The organism is Rhodococcus sp. P-2, assembly GCF_016598535.1.
GTDB classification, from domain to species: Bacteria; Actinomycetota; Actinomycetes; order Mycobacteriales; family Mycobacteriaceae; genus Rhodococcus_F; species Rhodococcus_F baikonurensis.
Window position 1 is genome coordinate 2230615 of the sequence record NZ_CP066779.1, and the last position, 19243, is coordinate 2249857.

Genomic DNA, 19243 nt, shown 5'->3' on the forward strand with positions numbered 1-19243 from the left:
CATGAAGGTGAGTGCCGGGAGTACGAGCGAGCTACGACGAAATAGGACTGCGCGAGATCAGACCGTGCGGGCCAAACGATCGGCCAGCAGACGCGTGAAGTGCGCCGGATCGCTGAGCTCGCCGCCCTCGGCAAGCAACGCCATGCCGTAGAGCAACTGAGCCGTCTCCGTCAGGTTCTCCGCATTGTCGTTGGCGGCCTGCGCCTCCCGCAGCCCCGAAACAAGAGGGTGCTCCGGGTTGAGCTCGAGGATGCGCTTGCTGTGCGGAACAGGCTGACCCGAAGCCTTGTACATCTTCTCGAGCGTCGGAGACATGCTGAACGCGTCGCCGACGATGCAGGCGGCCGACGTGGTCAGTCGCGTCGACAGACGCGTTTCCTTGATGTCGTCGGACAGGGTTTCGGTCAGCCACGTCAGCAACTCGCCGAATTCCTTCTCCTTCTCTTCGCGCTCGGCCTCGGCCGCCTTCTTCTCGTCCTCGGTGTCGAGGTCGACCTCGCCCTTGGCGATCGACTGGAAGGTCTTGCCGTCGAAGTCCGAGACGGCGTCGACCCACATCTCGTCCACGGGGTCGGTGAGAACCAGAACCTCGAGGCCCTTGGCCTTGAAAGCCTCCATGTGCGGGGAGCTTTCGATGAGGTGACGAGATTCGCCGGTCATGAAGTAGATCTGTTCCTGACCGTCCTTCATTCGCTCCACGTACTCCGCGAGAGTGGTCACGCCCTCTTCGCTGTTGGTCGAGGCGAAGGACGAGACGTCGAGCAAGGTCTTACGGTTGTCGACATCGGCCATCAGGCCTTCCTTGAGCGCGCGCCCGAACTCCGTCCAGAAGGTCGAGTACTTCTCGGGCTCGTTCGCCTTCATGTCCTTGATGGTCGAGAGGACCTTCTTGGTCAGACGACGACGGATGGCAGCGATCTGCCGGTCCTGCTGCAGAATTTCACGAGAGACGTTGAGCGAGAGGTCTTGTGCGTCGACCACACCCTTGACGAAGCGCAGGTAATCGGGCACCAACTCTTCGCAGTCGTCCATGATGAAGACGCGCTTGACGTAGAGGTGGATGCCGGCCTTGCGCTCACGCATGAACAGATCGAACGGCGCCGTCGACGGAATGAACAGCAGCGCTTGGTATTCGAAAGTACCTTCGGCCTTCATCGGGATGACCTCGAGAGGCTCGTCCCAGGCGTGGCTGACGTGCTTGTAGAACTCCTTGTACTCGTCCTCGGACACCTCGTCCTTGGAGCGAGTCCACAGAGCCTTCATCGAGTTGATCGTCTCGGTCTCGATGGTGACCTCGGGCTCTTCGCCCTCCGCCGGCGTCGACGTACGAGCGACATCCATGCGGATGGGCCACGCGATGAAGTCGGAGTACTTCTTGACCAGTTCCTTGATCTTCCATTCCGACGTGTAGTCGTGCAGGCCGTTCTCGGAATCCTCGGGCATCAGGTGCAAGGTCACGGAGCTGCCCTGCGGCGCCTCGTTCACATGCTCGAGCGTGTACGTGCCTTCGCCGGTCGACTCCCAGCGCGTCGCGTGATCTTCACCGGCGCGACGGGTCAGCAACGTGACCTTGTCCGCCACCATGAACGTGGAGTAGAAGCCGATGCCGAACTGACCGATCAGTTCTTCGGATGCCGCTGCATCCTTGGCTTCCTTGAGCTTACGACGCACCTCGGCGGTGCCGGACTTGGCGAGCGTGCCGATCAGGTCGACGACCTCGTCACGCGACATTCCGATGCCGTTGTCGCGGATGGTCAGGGTGCGTGCCGCCTTGTCGATGTCGATCTCGATATGCAGATCGGAGACGTCGACGTCGAGGTCTTTGTCCTGGTACGACTCGAGGCGGAGTTTGTCCAGCGCGTCCGAAGCGTTGGAGATCAACTCACGAAGGAAGCTGTCCTTGTTCGTATAGATTGAATGAACCATCAGATCCAGCAGCTGACGTGTTTCTGCTTGGAACTCGAGCTGCTCGGTATGCGCGGTCACTTCGATCCCTTTCTCTTCTCGGACTGATCACAGGGATTTTACTCGACCTCGAATACCGCGGGCCGGCCCCCGCACAGACAAGGGAGGCCACGCGACCTGCGCATGACCTCCCGTTATCTTCACCCACCGATCTACTCGGTGACGTTCACCATCGAATAGTTCGAGACGCCGCCGGCCAGCACCCTGAGGTGATCGTCCGAAGCGCCCAGAGTGTGTTCGATGGCCACCAGCCGCGAGACGTAGTGCCCGACCGGATACTCGGCCGTCATTCCGATACCACCGTGCATCTGAATTGCTTCCTGACCGATCTGATGCGCAGCGCGACCGACAGCCAGCTTCGCTCGCGACGCGATGGTCGGATCGATCACCCCGTCGGCGATGGCCATGGTGGCGTACAGACTCATGCTGCTCGCCAGTTCGAGAGCGACGTACATGTCGGCCGCACGATGCGTCAGCGTCTGGAACTTCGCGAGCGGAACACCGAACTGCTTGCGCTGCTTCAGATAATCCGTCGTCAGTCGGAGCGCCTCGGCCATGATTCCGATGGCCTCGGCACACAGAGCTGCCTGCGCCCGGACCTCTGCTTCGACGATCGCCGCCGTGACATCGCCGCCCTCACCAAGTTGTTCGGCCGCGGCATCGGTGAACGTGAACTGCGCACCGCGACGGCCGTCGTGGGTGGCGTACGCAGTCCGGGTGACACCCGCACCTTCTGCATCCACCAGGAAGAGCCCGGTGCCGCCGCCTGGAAGTGCGGCGCTGACGATCACGACGTGCGCGCTGTCGCCCTGCAGGACCGGGTTCTTGACGCCGGTGATCGTCCACCCCGATCCCGCCTGCGAGGCCGCGGTCGTGACAGTGGCGACCGGCCAGCGCGTGCCAGGTTCCGTATGGGCAAAGGCCGACAAAGTGGTTCCGTCGCTGAGCACCGGCAGGAGTCGCGCCCGCTGATCTGCCGAACCGATCGCAGCAATCAAACCGCCGGGGATCAGAACACCACCCAAATACGGCTCGGGTGCAAGCGCGCGGCCCAGTTCGGTCATCACCACCATGGTCTCGACCGGCCCAGCGCCCATCCCGCCATCGGCCTCCGCGAATGGTAGGCCGAGCAGCCCGAGCTCTGCGAACTGCTTCCACACCGAGGCAGTCCATCCCTCGTCGGTGGCCGAGGTGGCGTTGCGCTTCTCTGCGTCGTAGCTGCGGCTGAGTAATTCGCGTGTTGTGTCGCGAAGCATCGTCTGTTCGTCGTCGAGTTCGAAATTCATGTCACACGCTCACAATCCGAGGATCGAGGAGGCAATGATGGAGCGCTGCACCTCACTTGATCCGCTGTAGATGGAAACCTTCCGGTAGTTCAAGTAGCGCGGCGCCGCCTGCTGCGCCCACTCCGGCGAGTCGATGTCGGCGATATCTACCGGCAGTGAGTCCGGCCCGGCAACGTCCATCAGCAATTCCGTTGCTGCCTGCTGCAATTCGGAGCCGCGGAGTTTGAGCAGCGAGGACGCCGGATTCGGCTTTCCGTCTGCCGAACTCGCCACAACTCGCAGTTGAGTTAGATCCAGTGCAAGCAATTCGTTTTCCAACTCGGCCAATCGAGCCGCGAACAACGGATCCTCGAGGAGGGTGCCCGTTCCGACGCGAACCTCCCGCGCCTTCTCTTTTGCCGTGGCGACAAGGGTTTTGGAGAACCCGACCCGTGTGACCCCCGTGCGTTCGTTGCCGAGCAGGAACTTGGCGTAGTCCCAGCCCTTGTTCTCCTCGCCGACAAGATTTTCCGCAGGTACGCGGACGTTGTCGAAGAACACTTCGTTGACCTCGACGCTGCCGTCGATCAGTTTGATGGGACGAACCGTGATGCCAGGAGTCGCCAGATCGATGAGCAGGAACGAAATTCCTGCCTGACGCTTCTGGGCACTGGCATCTGTCCGCACCAGACAGAAGATCCACTCGGCGTGCTGCGCGAGAGTAGTCCACGTCTTCTGACCGTTGACGATGTAATCCGCGCCGTCACGGACAGCGGCCGTCTTGAGTGAAGCGAGATCCGAGCCTGCTTCTGGTTCCGAAAAACCCTGGCACCACCAGATATCGGCGTTGGCCGTCGCCGGGAGAAACTTCTCCTTCTGCTCCTGCGAGCCGAAGGCCGCGATAACGGGCCCAACCATGCTCACGTTGAACGGCAACGGGTTGGGTACCGACGCCAACTGCATTTCCTCGGAATAGATGTGGCGCTGTACCGGAGTCCAGTCCTTGCCGCCCCATTCGACCGGCCAGTGCGGAACCGCCAGTCCGTGAGCGTTCAGAATCTGTTGGCCCGAAACGATATCTTCACGCGTCAGCTTTCCGAATCCTGCTGCACGTGCACGAAGTTCGGGCGAAAATTCTGTGGTGAAGAACTTTCGCATCTCCTCGCGGAACGCAACTTCCTCACCGGTCAATTCGAGATTCATGTGGAGTCTGCTTTCTTATGTCAGGAATTCAGAACAAGATTCGTGCGACGGTCTGCGCAACAACGGCGGGCTTGTCCACGCCTTCGATCTCGACGGTGTTGGTGATCTGACTCTGCAGCGAACCGTTCGGCAACTCTTCGATCGCGGAGAGCACTGCAGTGTTTCGAACCATGGCTCCGACCGGCACCGGACTCGGGAATCGAACCTTGTCGGACCCGTAGTTGATGACCATCTTCGCCCCGTCGATGCGGTACACGGACTTCGACAGAAGCGGCAGGAGCGAGAGGGTCAGATACCCGTGGGCAATCGGACCACCGAAAGGTGATTCACGCCTTGCCCTTTCGTCGTCGACGTGGATCCACTGATGATCACCGGTCGCGTCGGCGAATTGATGGACCATCTCGCGGGTGACCTCGACCCACTCGCTCGAGCCCAGCGTTTCACCGACCGCCCCCAGGAGATCTGACTTGTTCTCGAACACCCGTGTCATCTGATCCTCCACGTTCCCGAACACTGTTAGGTTAATTGGATAATAAACTCACAGTGTAAGGTTGTCCAGTACTCAGACGAAAGGTTTCTGTGCGATGGCGCGACCGCGGGTTCCACTCCTGAGCAAGCCGATCATCAGGGACACCGCCCTGAAACTGGTGGACGAGCACGGTTTGACAGACTTCTCGATGCGCAAACTCGCCACCGTCCTCGGCGTGCAGGCACCGTCGCTGTACAGCCACTACGCCAACAAGGACGAATTGCTCGACGACGTCGCGAACGTCATCATGGAGTCCGTCGACGTGAGCGGCTTCGACTCAGACGATTGGCGCGGTGCGCTGCGCACGTGGGCGCGGTCCTACCATGCGGCCCTGGGCAAGCATCCCAACATCGTTCCCTACTTGGCCTACGGTCCGAGCGTCAGGCCCATCGCCCTTGACCGCGCCAACGCCATACATGGCGGCCTGGTGCGGGCCGGATGGCCGCAGCGCACGGCAACGCTGATCGGCGCTTCCGTCAAGTACGTGGTCATGGGTGCTGCGACAGCGACGTTCTCCGGCGGATTCGTGGACGATCCGGCGATCTACGCCGAGCGTTACCCGCACCTCACGCGAGCACACCTGCTACGCGAGCGTGCTGCGGAAATCGACGGTGCCAGTTTCGAACTCGCGCTGGAATCCCTGTTGGACGGGCTGGAAGCCAAATATGCACTTCTGCCACGAACTTCGAAGTAATGCCTGAAATTGGGAGTCGCTACTTTCGATCAAGCGCGCCGAGCATCGCGACGAAGGCTGCCTGACGATCCCCGAGAGCGGCAAAGAATTCCCGGTCCGATGCTTCCACCGAGCGATTCGCCTTGCCTGCCAAGGTCGCACCCGTCTGGGTCACCACCAGTGAACGCGCCCGGGCATCGGTCGGGTGTGGACGTCGTTCGACAAACCCTTTGGATTCGAGGGTCCGTATCACCTGTGACGTCATCATCGGATCGGTGCGCGCATACTCGGCAAGATCGCGTTGAGTTATCGGCGTTTCCGCGTCCAGCCAGGTCAGAGCGGCGAGCAGAACGAACTGCACGTGAGTCAGGTCGAAGGGCCGCAGCGCCGCGCGAATCGAGGCCTGCCAAGCATTGGTGACACGCCACAACATCAGACCCGGACTGTCGCCCGCGTTCTCGAAGTCGGTTTCCAGTTTCTTCGCCACAGCGTCAGTGTGTCATCTCGTTGTCGAGCGCAGAATCTCGACGTCGTTGCCATCCAACGGAATCAAGCCTCGACGCAGTTGATACCCCCAGTTCGGCGTCGAGGTCAATGCCAAACGACTCCGAACTGCCTCGAGAGGAACGGGCGCGAACTCCTCGTATCGCACTCGACGCCGAAACGGCTTGAAGCACCCCTCGTCCGCCTGCCAGATCTCACCCTCTTCGATCACACCGAGGGCTGTGAACTCGCGCAACGGATCTCGATCACCAAGGGACTCGACCGGCGAATAGTAGACAAGCACATCGCCCGCCTTCATCCGCGCCAATCCGGACCTCTTCCCGTGCCCGATCTGTGCGATTCCGAGATCCACTGCGTGACGCACATGTTCGGCAGAGACAACCCCCAACCAGGCGTTCATCGCCGACCACCTGGCGAACCGATCGCAAGTTCAATCATGAATTTAGTATGCGCGCTTATTATATTCCGCGCAACAGATCGTCTATTGAACGTGTTCAACTTCTGGGCGTACGCTGAACTTGAACACGTTCAAAGAAGGGGAGCCCATGAGCAGTCGCGGGATCGAAACCAGGGAAAAGCTGGTGGAAACAGCTTTGCGGCTCTTCCGCGACGAGGGCTTCGCAGCGACGACCATGCGCAAGATCGCGACTGAGGCAGGTGTCTCCCTCGGAAATGCCTACTACTACTTCGCCAGCAAGGACGAACTGGTTCACGAGCTGTATCTCGTCATCCAACGTGATCACCGAGAGCGTGCGCTTCCACTCCTGCGGCAAGGTGGCTCACTCGCGGAAAATCTCGCGATCGTTCTGCACACCGGACTCGATGTCATGGGGCCATATCACGGGTTCGGTGGCGCGTTTCTGCACGTTGCCCTACCAACCGCATCGCCGTCCAGCCCGTTCTCGGCCGAGTCGAGCGATGCGAGATCGATGGCCGTCGAATTGATGCGCGAAGCACTGGCGGCGTCGAAGCAGAAGACGCCGGCGTCATTGGAGACCCAGCTCCCCACACTCTTGTGGCTCAGCTATCTGGGCGTGACGCTGCATTGGGTCACCGACTCGTCTCCGGGGCAAACGCGCACTCGTTCCCTGGTCGACGGACTGGTCCCGATCATCGCGAAAACACTCGCCCTCGCCCGGCTACCGGTGGCCCGCGGCCTGGTCGGTGACGTCGCCGCCCTGATGACCAAAGTCGTTTCTCCAGAGGGGAACACAAAATCATGAAGACTGTCGTTGTATCCGGCGCGTCGGGCTACATAGGGCAATCTCTCGTTCGAGCGCTCGAACCCAACGGGGTGGACGTACGAACGATCGGCCGGGGAGGAACGAGCGATGCCACCTGGTCCGACGAGCAAGGTGTTGCCGACGTACTCAGCGGCGCGGATCTGCTGATCAACCTCGCCGGACGCTCTGTGAGCTGCCGATACAACAAGCGCAATGCCGACGAAATCTTCTCCTCCCGCATGGAAACGACCGCACTGTTGGGTCGCGCACTGGCCCGTACGCCGCAGCCACCATCGCTCTGGGCGAATGCCAGTACCGGCACGATCTACCGAGACGCGCGGGATCGACCGATGGACGAGAAGAACGGCGAACTGGGTAAGGGATTCTCCGTCTCTGTCGCGCGAGCGTGGGAGCACGAATTGTTCTCCGCCCCAACCCCGGTTCGAAAAGTAGCGCTACGAATGTCGATCGTTCTCGGAGCCGGCGGCGGAGCAATCAACCCTTTCGTCAACCTGGCCCGAACAGGCTTCGGAGGACGAATGGGCGACGGACGACAAATGTTCAGCTGGATACACATTTCCGATGTCGTTCGCTCGATCATCCACATCTACGAGCATCCGGAGATCTCAGGCCCCGTCAATATCGCATCCCCGTATCCGGTAACCAACACCGACATGATGCGGATGGTACGAGCGAAACTTGGCCGACAATACGGGTTTCCGACGCCGGGCTGGATGCTCGAGTTCGGCGCGCGAATCATCCGCACCGAGGCTGAACTGGTGACGAAGAGTCGCTGGGTTTCACCAGGGGTGCTCGCGGACAGCGGCTTCCAGTATCAATTTCCGACGTTGGAGTCTGCGCTGGAACAGATCGCTCAGGAGACCCCGCGAGGGCTGCTTCCGGTGACACTTGGCTGAAGTTCGGTCGCGGTCGCGACCGCTCGCACGATATCCTGCTCGAGCAGATAGTGATTGAGTGCAATCGCAGCCTTCGACCCAGCGGCGGCGGCGGTGATCAACTGTGCAGGCGAGTCCGACACGTTCCCGGCGGCCCACACACCAGGCGTGCTGGTACTTCCCGCAGGATCAGTTACCACCCAACCATTTTCGTCAGCGTCACATCCCAGGTCAGTCAGCAAAGCGTCGCGTGGAACAAACCGTGGACCGACAAACACCACACTCCGCGGAACAACCTGACCGGAGGCCAGCTCGACGCCGTCCAATCGACCGTCTGCCACCGAGACCCCGGCCACGTCGCCTTCTACGATGCGAATCCCCCTGACAGTCAGCCGATCCCGCTCGGTGCCGGTCAGCTCGATGCGATTCGGAAAGAAGACAACATCGTCCGACCATTGGCGCACCAACGACGCCTGATGAATCGTGAAGGGCCTGTTGTCACCACCGAGTACACCGATCGGCGTATCACGAACCTCGTACCCGTGACAGTAGGGACAATGCAAAACGTCGACTCCCCAGCGATCCTGCAGCCCAGCGATGTTCGGCAGCTCGTCACGTAACCCCGTCGCCACCAGAACAGTCCGTGCCTCCAGCGACGCAGTCGCGTCGGTTTGCACAAGAAATCCACCGTCGTCCGTTCGCTCGATTCCGATTGCGGTGCCAGTCGTCACTTCGCCGCCGTACTCGAGAACCTCCTTGCGGCCGGCCGCAAGTAATTGCCTAGGACTCTCACCGTCCCGCGTCAGGTACCCGTGCAGGTGCTCGGAGACACCATTGCGCGGGTTACCAGCATCGACGATCATCACTCGCCGCCGAGCCCGAGCCAGAACAAGCGCGGCACTCAACCCCGCCGCACCGCCACCGACAATCACCACATCGAACCTCATGCACTCCCCCAGTCCCGCAGTTCGTCCCACCCCAGACGGTGAGCTATTCTGGCAATCTAGCAAATTTGTTTACCAGTTAACAAAACTGAGGAATCGTGAACGAACCAACACTCCGCTCCCGTACGTGCAACCTTTGGGCCGAAAACAATCCTGACCTCGACACGTCGCCAATGGAAGTTGTCGCGCAACTCAAGCGGATCACGGCGCTTCTCGAACTCGCCGTCGAACCGGTGTACCGATCCGCGGACCTCACCGTTTCGGAAGTCGAACTGCTTGTGCCACTTCGATACGCCGAGGAACCGGTCACCGCGATTCGTCTCGCCGAACGCCTCGGCATGTCTCGGGCCGGAGTCAGCAAGGCACTCGCACGATTGGAGAAGCGAGGCCTTGTCTCCCGCACGAGCAATCCCGAAGACAGGCGATCTGCACTGATCACGATGACGATCCAGGGAAACGCTGTCGTCGATGACGTCTTTCCTCGCGAACTCGCCGCTCACGGTGAATTATTCACCAAACTCGGACGGGACCGCGGAAAAATTCTCGCGGCACTCGAGCAGTTGGCGCTATCCATGGAAGGCGGGCTGGATCGAACGCAGGACAAGAAGTAGCCCGCGCTACTCCTGCTCTCCGGCCCGCCCGCCGTACGTCGCAATCTTGTACTCCGTCGCAGCCAAAGACAACGTGAGCTCCTTGATCTGCCGACGAACGGTATCCCGGTGCTCGAGCAGCATGTCGAGCCTCTCCGGAACTGTCCCTTCACCGGCGTCGACCAGTTCGACGTAGTGCTGCAAGTCGCGAATCGCCATGCCCGAGATACGCATGCGGGTCAGAAACACCAACCTGCGAACAGTTTCCGGGCCGTACACACGATGTCCGCTCGCGTCACGATCGACCGCAACCAAGCCGATCTTCTCGTAGTAGCGCAGGGTATGTGCCGAAACATCCAGTAGGTCCGACACTTCGGCGATCGACATCGGATCTTCGACGTCCCCTGCATCGACGAGCCGGTGAATGACCTCGATCGACATGGGCCCGTCCACTTCCCCAAGGGCCTCGAGCGCCTTACGCATCAAGTCTTCGGTAGCCATGACTCCCAGCCTAGAACGGGCGGACAGGTCCGGCAGCATCCGCGAAATCGGCGCTGCGAGCGAGGTCGGCCCAGACGGATACCTCGGCGAGATTCTTCCGATACGACGCGGATATCCGCTCCACGGCTTCCTTTCCGAGTGGCAGACGAAGTGGCACGTTCTCACTGTGCACCAGCGCATTGATGATTGCCGCTGCTTTCTCCGGATCGCCCTCCTGAACACCGTCTGCCGCCGCCATGTCACGCAGAACGGGATCGAGCACTTCACGGTAGTCCGATGATGATTCGGCGAAACTCAGAACGCCGGGGGTGTTGAATGCCGTGCGGAATCTGCTGGGCTCGACGATCATCACTCGGATGCCGAACTGCCCGACCTCACCGGCGAGAGCCTCCGACCAACCCTCGAGCGCGAACTTCGACGCCGAATACGCCCCGACCCCGGGAAACGACATCCGGCCGCCTTGGCTGCTCATCTGCACGATCGTCCCACTTCCCTGCACTCGCATCGAAGGGAGGGCGGCGCGAACCAACGCGGCGGGTCCGATCAGGTGCAGTTCCATGAGATCCCGCAAGGTCGAATCGTCGACCAACTCCGCCGCGCCGACCATCCCACGACCGGCATTGTTGACCAGCATGTCGACGCGACCGAAACGCTCGAGCGCGTGTTCGACTACCCCCGGAGCTGCTTCGGTATCCCGGACGTCGAACGTCACAGTCGAGAACCGATCCGGCTGCTCCGACGCAATATCTGCAACGGCTTCAGGGCGACGAACTGCCGCGACCACCGCGTCCCCTGATCGAAGTGCGGACAGTGCTAGTTCGCGGCCGAAGCCTCGAGAAACTCCAGTGATGATCCAGGTCTTTGTTGTCATGGTCGGGAACGCTAAGGGTTAGAGCGCGCTCCAACGCAAGCCTCTGCTCCGACTACAGAATTACACCCCCGCCCAGACCGGTCGCTCACCGCGAAGGAAACCATCGACGCCGGCTTTGAAGTCGTCACTGCTGTAGATCATGCGCATCAGATCATCGTTGCCGGTGATCGATCGGGTTCTGATGCGGCGCAGGGACTCTCGAATCGTCCACACGGTCATCGGGGCAGCCGCAAGCAGTTCCCGCGATACCTGGGCAGTCAGGCTCGCGAACTCGGTCTCTGTTGCACAGTCGCTGAGGAAGCCGTTCCGCAGAGCCTCGTCGCTCGACATGACCCGCGCCCGAGCCACCAACGACATCAGACGCGAACTGCCGATCCTGTCCGCCAGCAACGCCACGGAATGGGTCGACAACGAGTTTCCGAGCGTGCGCGCGATCGGAAGGCAGAAGCGGGACCCGTGCGTCGCTATCCGCACATCGCACGCCGCCGACAGCAACAGCCCTGCGCCCGCGCACACACCGTCGATCACCGCAATCGTCGGAACCCGAACTTTCTCGAGCTCGGTCAGCACGCCGACGAACCGACTTTCGTAACCGAGCCCGTCGTGAAAGCTCGAGAAGGTCTGAAAGTGGCGTATGTCGGAACCCGCCGAGAACGCCTCTCCCCCCGCCCCGCGGAGAGTGAGTAACCGGATCTCGCGGTCGGAATCGGCGCACCGGCAGGCTCCGGCAATGGCGTCGTACATCTGAGGAGTCAGTGCGTTGCGCTTTTCCGGCCGGTTGAACACGACGTCAAGCGTCTCGCCACGACGGATGATCGAGATGTCTTCGTGCGTTTCAGTCATGACTATGACGCTATTGCCGGGAAGGAACAAATGAAACACATTGCACTCGAGTATCTTTGCGAACAATCGATGCAAAGTTGCAGATAGTGCGAACCCTGCACCCGATCTGCCACTACTCGATCACGAGAAGCAGATCACTGCCCTCGACTTGCTGGACTTCGCTGATCGCCAGTCGGGCAACCATACCCGCGCACGGGGCGGTGATCGCCGCCTCCATCTTCATCGCTTCGATCGTCGCGACAGTGTCTCCGGCCTCGACGCTCTGCCCCTGCACGACAGTGAGCGTGACCACACCGGCGAACGGTGCCGGTACCTGCCCAGGAATGCTGCGGTCAGCCTTCTCGGCCGCCGGAACAGTATCCGCGATGCTTCTGTCTCGCACTGACACCGGCCGCAATTGACCGTTCAGGATGCACATCACCGTTCGGAATCCGCGCGCATCCGGTTCCGAGATCGCTTCGAGTCCGATGATCAGCTCGACGCCCTGCTCGAGCTGAACTCGATGCTCGTCGCCACGGCGCAGACCGTAGAAGAACTGGTTCGCCGACAACCTCGACGTATCTCCGTACTGTTCCTGATGATCGAGAAACTCTTTGGTCGGGCCGGGGAACAGCAACCGATTGAGCGTGGAGCGCACCTTCGAGCCATCACCGCTCAACGCTTTAGTGTCATCTTCCGACAGTGGCACTTCAGGTTTCGCCTGTCCACGCCCCTCCAACGCCTTAGTGCGGAACGGCTCCGGCCAGCCGGCCGGCGGTGTACCCAGATCACCGCGCAAGAAGCTGATCACCGATTCCGGTAGATCGAACTTGGCTGGATCCGAGGCGAATTCGTCGGAACTTACACCTGCGCCCACCAGATGAAGTGCAAGATCACCGACTACCTTGGACGACGGCGTCACCTTCACCAACCGTCCGAGCATCCGATCCGCCGCTGCATAGTTCACTTCGACGTCCTCGAAGCGGTCGCCGAGACCCAAGGCGGCCGCCTGTGTACGGAGATTCGAGAGCTGACCACCCGGAATCTCATGGGTGTAGACGCGGCCAGTGGGTGCGGGCACGCCCGACTCGAACGGTGCGTAGACCTTCCGCAGCGCCTCCCAGTACGGTTCGAGATCGCACACCGACCGAAGGTCGAGACCTGTATCGAACTCCGAATGTGCAGCCGCCGCAACGATCGCCGAGAGTGCAGGCTGGCTGGTGGTCCCCGCCATCGGGGCAGCCGCACCGTCCACTGCATCGGCTCCGGCCTGCCACGCTGCCAGGTACGTAGCCAACTGACCGCCGGGAGTGTCGTGGGTGTGCACGTGGACGGGGAGATCGAAATTGCGACGCAATGCAGAGACAAGTGTCGCGGCGGCAGGAGCACGAAGCAGTCCGGCCATGTCCTTGATCGCCAGGACGTGTGCCCCGGCATCGACGATCTGCTCCGCCAACCGCAGGTAGTAGTCCAGTGTGTACAGCGTCTCCGCCGGATCAGACAGATCGCCGGTGTAACTCAGTGCCACCTCCGCAACCGTCGTACCGGTGTCACGTACTGCATCGATCGCCGGCCGCATCTGATCGACGTTGTTGAGAGCGTCGAAGATTCGGAATATGTCAATCCCAGTTCGTGCTGCTTCGCGGACGAACGCGGTGGTCACCTGCACCGGATAGGGCGTGTACCCCACAGTGTTGCGTCCACGCAGAAGCATCTGCAGGCAGATGTTCGGTACGGCCTCTCGCAGTGCCGCCAACCTCTCCCACGGATCTTCCTTCAGGAAACGCAGAGCAACGTCGTAAGTCGCTCCGCCCCACGCCTCGAGCGACAACAGTTCCGGAGTCATACGGGAGACGTGACCGGCCACCGCCAGCAGACCGCTGGTACGAACCCTGGTGGCGAGCAACGACTGATGTGCATCTCGGAAGGTCGTATCAGTGACGGCCACAGCCTTCTGCTCACGCAGGGCCGCCGCAAATCCGGCCGGTCCCAAGTTCATCAGCCGCTGCTTGGAACCATCCTTCGGTGGAGCAGTCACGTCGATCTTCGGCAGCTTGTCGTGCGGGTAGACAGCCGACTTCCGCTCCCCATGTGGGCGATTGACCGTCACATCGGCAAGATACGTGAGGATTCTGGTGCCACGATCGGCAGACGCCCTCGACGTGAGCAGTCCCGGACGCTCCTCTATGAACGACGTCGTCACCTCCCCCGCCCGGAAGTCGGCGTCGTCGAGCACTGCCTGCAGAAAGGGAATGTTGGTGGAAACCCCTCGGATTCGGAATTCGGTGACCGCGCGCCTTGCCCGCGAAATCGCGGTGGGCAGGTCGCGTCCACGGCAGGTCAGCTTCACCAGCATGGAATCGAAATGGGCACCGACCTCTGCCCCGAGGGTAGCCCCGCCATCCAGGCGAACACCCGCACCGCCCGGGGTTCGGTAGGCCGTGATGCGCCCGGTATCCGGACGGAATCCGTTGGACGGATCCTCGGTGGTGATGCGCAGTTGCAGTGCGGCTCCGCGCAGAACAATCGATTCCTGGCGAAGACCCAAGTCGGACAACGATTCACCAGAGGCAATCCGTAGTTGAGCCTGAACCAGGTCGACGTCGGTCACCTCCTCGGTGACGGTGTGCTCCACCTGGATTCGCGGGTTCATCTCGATGAACACGTGATTGCCTCGGGTATCGAGCAAAAACTCGACAGTGCCGGCACACGAATAGTTGATAGCCTTCGCAAACGCCACCGCGTCGGCACAGATCTTCTCCCGCAGTCCGGCTGGAAGGTTCGGAGCGGGCGCGAGTTCCACAACCTTCTGATGGCGTCGTTGCACACTGCAGTCTCGTTCGAAGAGGTGAATGACGTTTCCTTCACCGTCTGCGAGGATCTGCACTTCGATATGGCGTGGGTCGACCACCGCCTGCTCCAGGAATACCGTCGCATCACCGAAGGCTGACTCAGCCTCTCGCGCAGCGGCTTCGATCGATTCTCTCAGTTGGCCCCGCTCCGCAACACGTCGCATCCCCCGTCCGCCTCCTCCAGCGACTGCCTTGACGAAAAGCGGAAACTCCATGGACTCCGACGCGCTTATCAGTGCTTCGATGTCAGTGGACGGTTCGGACGACTCCAGAACGGGAAGCCCTGCTCCCCGCGCAGCCGCGATAGCGCGCGCCTTGTTTCCCGTCAGCTCCAGCACTTCGGCCGACGGGCCGACGAAGGTGATTCCGGCGTCCGCGCATGCTCCCGCCAATTCAGGGTTCTCCGAGAGGAATCCGTACCCGGGATAGATCGCGTCGGCGCCGGCCTTCTGGGCCGCAGCGACGATCTCGGGCACCGAAAGATATGCACGGACGGGGTGCCCGACCTCCCCAATCTGGTAACTCTCGTCGGCCTTGGTGCGGTGGATCGAGTTTCGATCCTCGTACGGAAACACGGCCACGGTTCCGGCACCCAGTTCGTAGGCCGCGCGGAACGCACGAATGGCGATTTCGCCCCGGTTGGCGACAAGCACTTTGGAGAACATGGAGAAAACCTTCGCTGTCGAGAGTGTCAGTGCGCGAATGAGCATGGCCCGCACGCGAAAGTGCGGGCCATGCGTGGAGAAGCGTCGACGAGGCCAGGAGACGGTGATGCCAGAACCGAACCTCGCCGACGCAGTATTGGAAGAGTCGTCAGGCCACGATAGTTGAAAGCGTTATGCCACAACGGTCCGCTGTGGCACACCGGAGTACTGACTCAGCGGCCTGATCAGTGCATTCGACTGCCCCTGCTCGATGATGTGCGCCGTCCATCCGGTGATTCGACTCATCACGAAGATCGGCGTGAACATCTCGACATCGAAGCCCATGAGGAAATACGCAGGGCCCGTGGGGAAATCGAGATTCGGTTTGATTCCGGTGGCACTGACCATCGTCTTCTCGAGGATCTCGTACATCTGCACCCACTTCTCGCCGTCCGTCGCTGCCGCTACGTCGAGGAGCGCCTGCTTCATGGTCGGAACACGCGAATCACCGTTCTTGTAGACACGGTGTCCGAAGCCCATGACCTTCTCCTTGGCGGCCAACTTCTCCGACATCCAGGCTTCCGCGCGGTCTGGGTCGTCGATCTCGAGCATGTCGTGCATGACGGCTTCGTTTGCGCCGCCGTGCAGCGGGCCCTTCAGCGTGCCGATCGCAGCCGTCACTGCGCTGTAGATGTCCGAAAGTGTGGACGTCACAACACGAGCGGCAAACGTCGAGGCGTTGAAGGAGTGCTCCGCATACAGGATCAGCGAGACCTCGAAGGCCTTCACGATCGCCGACTCCGGAACAGCACCGAAGCACATGTTCAAGAAGTTTTCGGCGAAACCCAGGTCCGACTGCGGCGCGATGGGATCCTGACCACGCCGGCGGCGGAAATCGGCTGCGACGATGGTCGGCAGCACGGCCGTCATCCGCAGTGCCTTGGCTAGATTGGCCTTCTCGGAGTTGTCGTCCTCCGCCGGATCCTCGGCGCCGAGGTAGCTGATCGCCGTCCGGACCACGTCCATCGGGTGGCAGTTGTCGGGCATCTTGGTCAGGAGCGAGAGCAGTGAGCGATCGGCACGGCGAGCCGCACGCTCACGCAGACAGAGCAATTCGAGCTGCTCGGGTGTCGGCAGTTCGCCGTACCACAGCAGGTGCGCAACTTCTTCGAAGCTACAATTCGCGGCGAGGTCCTGGACTGCGTAACCGCGATACGTCAACGAATTCGTCTCGGGCACTACCTTGGAGATAGCCGTCGTGTCGACGACAACTCCGGCCAAGCCCTTGTAGATCGTCGGAATCTGTTCGGTCATGTCCTACTCCCCTCCAAGCTGAAATTGAAAATGCCACTGTCGAATTCGTTGTAACGCTCGTACTCGAGAATCTCGTACAACCTGCTGCGGTGCTGCATCTCACCGAGCAGCCCTTCTTGCGTGCCCTCCGCAAAAATCTCGCGCAGGCCCTTTTCGATAGCGAACATCGCCAACCGAAGAGTGGTCACGGGGTAGATGACGGCGTTGAAACCGATCTCTTCCAACGTCTTCGCCGAAATGAGATTCGACTTCCCGAACTCGGTCATGTTGGCGAGCAACGGAATGTCGACTGCTGCGCGGAACTTCTCGAAGTCTGCTTCGGTGGCAAGAGCTTCGGTGAAGATCAGATCGGCACCGGCATCCGCGTAGGCCTTTGCTCGCTCGATCGCTGCGTCGATACCGTCGATTCCGGCAGCATCGGTGCGCGCGCAGATGACGAAGTTCGGGTCGCGACGTGCCGAGACTGCAGCCCGAACTCGGCGAACCATGTCTTCGGTGGGCACGATCGCTTTGCCGTCGAGGTGCCCACAGCGCTTGGGGTTGATCTGATCCTCGAGGTGCAGACCGGCTATACCGTCGTCCTCGAAGATCGTGACCGTGCGGGCAGCGCTCATGGGTTCACCAAAACCGGTGTCGGCGTCGATGAGCGTCGGGAGGTCGGTGACTCGCGCGATCTGCTTGCTGTGGGCGGCGACCTCGGTCAACGTGGTCAGCCCGATGTCGGGAAGCGCCAATCCGGCGGAATACGCACCACCCGAAACGTAGACACCTTCGAACCCGATTTCCTGAATGAGCTTGGCTGTCAACGGATTGATCGCACCGGGGAGTCGTTGAATCTTTCCGGACGTCAGCCCGGCCCGGAAGGCAATCCGCTTGTCGGCGGCAGACGTCGATGCGGCAATGAGGCCAGTCATCAGAAGAGTCCCTTGGCGACCTTGGGGGCCCGAGCGAGAACGTCTTCGGAAACGGTGAAGGTCAGCTGATCGAGTTCGCCTGCCTTCAATTCGGCGGTGCGTTGTGCCGCGTCGAGGAAGCGATCCTGTTCGCTCGACTCGATGACGCCCTCGGCGAGGGTGCGGAACTTCGCGACGTACTGATCGCGAGCGAACGGACGTGCGCCGAGCGGGTGCGCATCGGCCACCGCAAGCTCGTCGACGATGACCTCGCCGCTCTTCAAGGTGATCTCGGCGCGAGCACCGAAAGCCTTCTCGTCCGGATCCGTCGAGTGGTAACGGCGTGTCCATTCGGGATCTTCGCGCGTGGAGATCTTGTTCCACAACTCGATCGTGTCGGGGCGCTGTGCACGCTCGGGCGCGTAGGAATGCTCGTGGTGCCACGTACCGTCCTGCAGCGCAACGGCAAAGATGTACATCACCGAGTGATCGAGAGTTTCGCGTGATGCGGTGGGGTCGAACTTCTGCGGATCGCCGGAACCGGTGCCGATGACGACGTGGGTGTGGTGACTGGTATGCAAGACGATCGAGGCGATCTGGTCGAGATCACCGACGCGAGAACGCATCCGGCGAGCGAGGTCGATCGGCGCCTGGCTCTGGTACTCCGCGGAGTGTTCCTTCGTGTACGAGTCGAGGATGGCGCGCTTCGCCTCACCAGAACCCGGAAGCGGAACGTGGTACTCCTTGTCCGGGCCACCGAGCAGCCAGGCGATCACGCCGTCTTCGCCTTCCCAGATCGGTGAAGGTGCACCTTCACCGCGCATCGCACGGTCGACTGCCTCGACGGCAACCTTGCCGGCCAGCGCCGGCGCGTAGGCCTTCCAGCTGGATATCTCGCCCTTGCGGGACTGCCGTGTAGCCGTCGTGAGGTGCAGCGCCTGGCCGATTGCCTGGTAGACCGTCTCGGTGCCCAGGCCGAGCAAGGTTCCGATACCTGCCGCGGCCGAAGGGCCGAGGTGTGCGACGTGATCGATCTTGTGCTCGTGCAGGCAGATAGCCCGAACCAGGTCGATCTGGATCTCGTAGCCAGTCGCCAGACCGCGAATCAGGTCTTTGCCGTCACGCCCGGCGTGCTGAGCGACGGCAAGGATCGGCGGGATGTTGTCACCGGGGTGCGAGTACTCGGCGGCCAGGAACGTGTCGTGGAAATCGAGTTCACGAACCGCTACTCCGTTTGCCCATGCGGCCCATTCAGGCGAGAAGGTACCCGAGATACCGAACACGGTGGAACCGGGCGTGTACGGATGAGACTGCGCCTGTGCACGCGCATTCACTACGGGGCGGCGCACCAGGGAAGCTGCGGCAACTGCCGCGTTGTCGATGATCCGGTTGACGATCATGTCGGACGTGGCGTCGGTGACCTCGACGGAATCCGTCGCAACTTCCGCGATCTTCCACGCGAGGTGGTCTTCCTTGGGGAACTCTTCGGCAGAGCGGTGGGTGCGTACGAGATGCGTCTTCATCGATCCTCTTCTCACGTGCTTCGGTATCTAT

18 protein-coding genes are annotated in these 19243 nt (G+C 61.3%); 4 read left to right on the forward strand and 14 right to left on the reverse strand.

Translation table 11 applies throughout. The features are described from left to right. Nucleotides 1-57 precede the first annotated feature (57 nt). From htpG to I7X09_RS10580, 4 genes are all read right to left on the reverse strand, one after another. Complete coding sequence (htpG, locus tag I7X09_RS10565) at nucleotides 58-1986, reverse strand: molecular chaperone HtpG (protein ID WP_095968529.1); 1929 nt, start codon at nucleotides 1984-1986, stop codon at nucleotides 58-60. A gap of 131 nt (nucleotides 1987-2117) precedes the next feature. Further along, complete coding sequence (locus I7X09_RS10570) at nucleotides 2118-3251, reverse strand: acyl-CoA dehydrogenase family protein (RefSeq protein WP_200316694.1); 1134 nt, start codon at nucleotides 3249-3251, stop codon at nucleotides 2118-2120. A gap of 9 nt (nucleotides 3252-3260) precedes the next feature. Next, on the reverse strand, nucleotides 3261-4433 hold the full coding sequence (locus I7X09_RS10575) for an acyl-CoA dehydrogenase family protein (protein WP_200316696.1): 1173 nt from the start codon (nucleotides 4431-4433) through the stop codon (nucleotides 3261-3263). A gap of 28 nt (nucleotides 4434-4461) precedes the next feature. After that, complete coding sequence (locus tag I7X09_RS10580; protein WP_124567788.1) at nucleotides 4462-4923, reverse strand: MaoC family dehydratase; 462 nt, start codon at nucleotides 4921-4923, stop codon at nucleotides 4462-4464. A gap of 94 nt (nucleotides 4924-5017) precedes the next feature. On the opposite strand from I7X09_RS10580, the gene I7X09_RS10585 reads away from it, so the two are divergent. Beyond that, nucleotides 5018-5656: a TetR/AcrR family transcriptional regulator gene (locus tag I7X09_RS10585; protein WP_124567789.1), complete on the forward strand. Its 639-nt coding sequence runs from the start codon at nucleotides 5018-5020 to the stop codon at nucleotides 5654-5656. Nucleotides 5657-5675: 19 nt separating this feature from the next. Here the strand turns inward: I7X09_RS10585 and I7X09_RS10590 are convergent, their stop codons facing one another. Continuing rightward, nucleotides 5676-6122 (reverse strand): MarR family winged helix-turn-helix transcriptional regulator, encoded by a 447-nt coding sequence (locus tag I7X09_RS10590; RefSeq protein WP_200316698.1) that lies wholly within the window; start codon nucleotides 6120-6122, stop codon nucleotides 5676-5678. A gap of 12 nt (nucleotides 6123-6134) precedes the next feature. Further along, the gene (locus tag I7X09_RS10595; RefSeq protein ID WP_200316706.1) at nucleotides 6135-6539 is read right to left on the reverse strand and encodes an EVE domain-containing protein; all 405 of its coding nucleotides are present in this window, start codon (nucleotides 6537-6539) and stop codon (nucleotides 6135-6137) included. 145 nt (nucleotides 6540-6684) lie between these two features. Here I7X09_RS10595 and I7X09_RS10600 point away from each other — a divergent pair, with 145 nt between their 5' ends. Beyond that, on the forward strand, nucleotides 6685-7362 hold the full coding sequence (locus I7X09_RS10600) for a TetR/AcrR family transcriptional regulator (protein WP_200316708.1): 678 nt from the start codon (nucleotides 6685-6687) through the stop codon (nucleotides 7360-7362). Beyond that, nucleotides 7359-8279, forward strand: a complete 921-nt coding sequence (locus tag I7X09_RS10605; RefSeq protein WP_069145617.1) for a TIGR01777 family oxidoreductase — start codon at nucleotides 7359-7361, stop codon at nucleotides 8277-8279. Before I7X09_RS10600 ends, I7X09_RS10605 begins: the two co-directional genes overlap by 4 nt. Here the strand turns inward: I7X09_RS10605 and I7X09_RS10610 are convergent. Then, the gene (locus I7X09_RS10610; protein WP_069145616.1) at nucleotides 8237-9205 is read right to left on the reverse strand and encodes an NAD(P)/FAD-dependent oxidoreductase; all 969 of its coding nucleotides are present in this window, start codon (nucleotides 9203-9205) and stop codon (nucleotides 8237-8239) included. The two genes, I7X09_RS10605 and I7X09_RS10610, sit on opposite strands and share 43 nt — an antisense overlap. A gap of 95 nt (nucleotides 9206-9300) precedes the next feature. On the opposite strand from I7X09_RS10610, the gene I7X09_RS10615 reads away from it, so the two are divergent. Beyond that, a complete protein-coding gene (locus tag I7X09_RS10615; protein WP_024487435.1) occupies nucleotides 9301-9813 on the forward strand; it encodes a MarR family winged helix-turn-helix transcriptional regulator in 513 nt (170 codons plus the stop codon). A 6-nt stretch (nucleotides 9814-9819) separates the two neighbouring features. Here I7X09_RS10615 and I7X09_RS10620 read toward each other — a convergent pair whose 3' ends face one another. The 7 genes from I7X09_RS10620 to prpD form a co-directional block, all read right to left on the reverse strand. Beyond that, nucleotides 9820-10293 (reverse strand): MerR family transcriptional regulator, encoded by a 474-nt coding sequence (locus I7X09_RS10620; RefSeq protein ID WP_020970761.1) that lies wholly within the window; start codon nucleotides 10291-10293, stop codon nucleotides 9820-9822. 10 nt (nucleotides 10294-10303) lie between these two features. After that, complete coding sequence (locus I7X09_RS10625) at nucleotides 10304-11164, reverse strand: SDR family NAD(P)-dependent oxidoreductase (RefSeq protein WP_200316710.1); 861 nt, start codon at nucleotides 11162-11164, stop codon at nucleotides 10304-10306. 60 nt (nucleotides 11165-11224) lie between these two features. Continuing rightward, nucleotides 11225-12007, reverse strand: coding sequence for an enoyl-CoA hydratase (locus I7X09_RS10630; RefSeq protein ID WP_200316712.1), 783 nt, complete (start codon nucleotides 12005-12007; stop codon nucleotides 11225-11227). A gap of 112 nt (nucleotides 12008-12119) precedes the next feature. Further along, nucleotides 12120-15503, reverse strand: coding sequence for a pyruvate carboxylase (locus I7X09_RS10635; protein WP_200316714.1), 3384 nt, complete (start codon nucleotides 15501-15503; stop codon nucleotides 12120-12122). Nucleotides 15504-15674: 171 nt separating this feature from the next. Then, nucleotides 15675-16796 (reverse strand): bifunctional 2-methylcitrate synthase/citrate synthase, encoded by a 1122-nt coding sequence (locus tag I7X09_RS10640; RefSeq protein WP_047269777.1) that lies wholly within the window; start codon nucleotides 16794-16796, stop codon nucleotides 15675-15677. Then, on the reverse strand, nucleotides 16793-17710 hold the full coding sequence (prpB, locus tag I7X09_RS10645; RefSeq protein ID WP_092764391.1) for a methylisocitrate lyase: 918 nt from the start codon (nucleotides 17708-17710) through the stop codon (nucleotides 16793-16795). Before prpB ends, I7X09_RS10640 begins: the two co-directional genes overlap by 4 nt. After that, complete coding sequence (gene prpD / locus I7X09_RS10650; protein ID WP_092764393.1) at nucleotides 17710-19212, reverse strand: 2-methylcitrate dehydratase PrpD; 1503 nt, start codon at nucleotides 19210-19212, stop codon at nucleotides 17710-17712. The genes prpB and prpD overlap by 1 nt, the downstream gene beginning before the upstream one ends. Nucleotides 19213-19243: the final 31 nt, after the last annotated feature.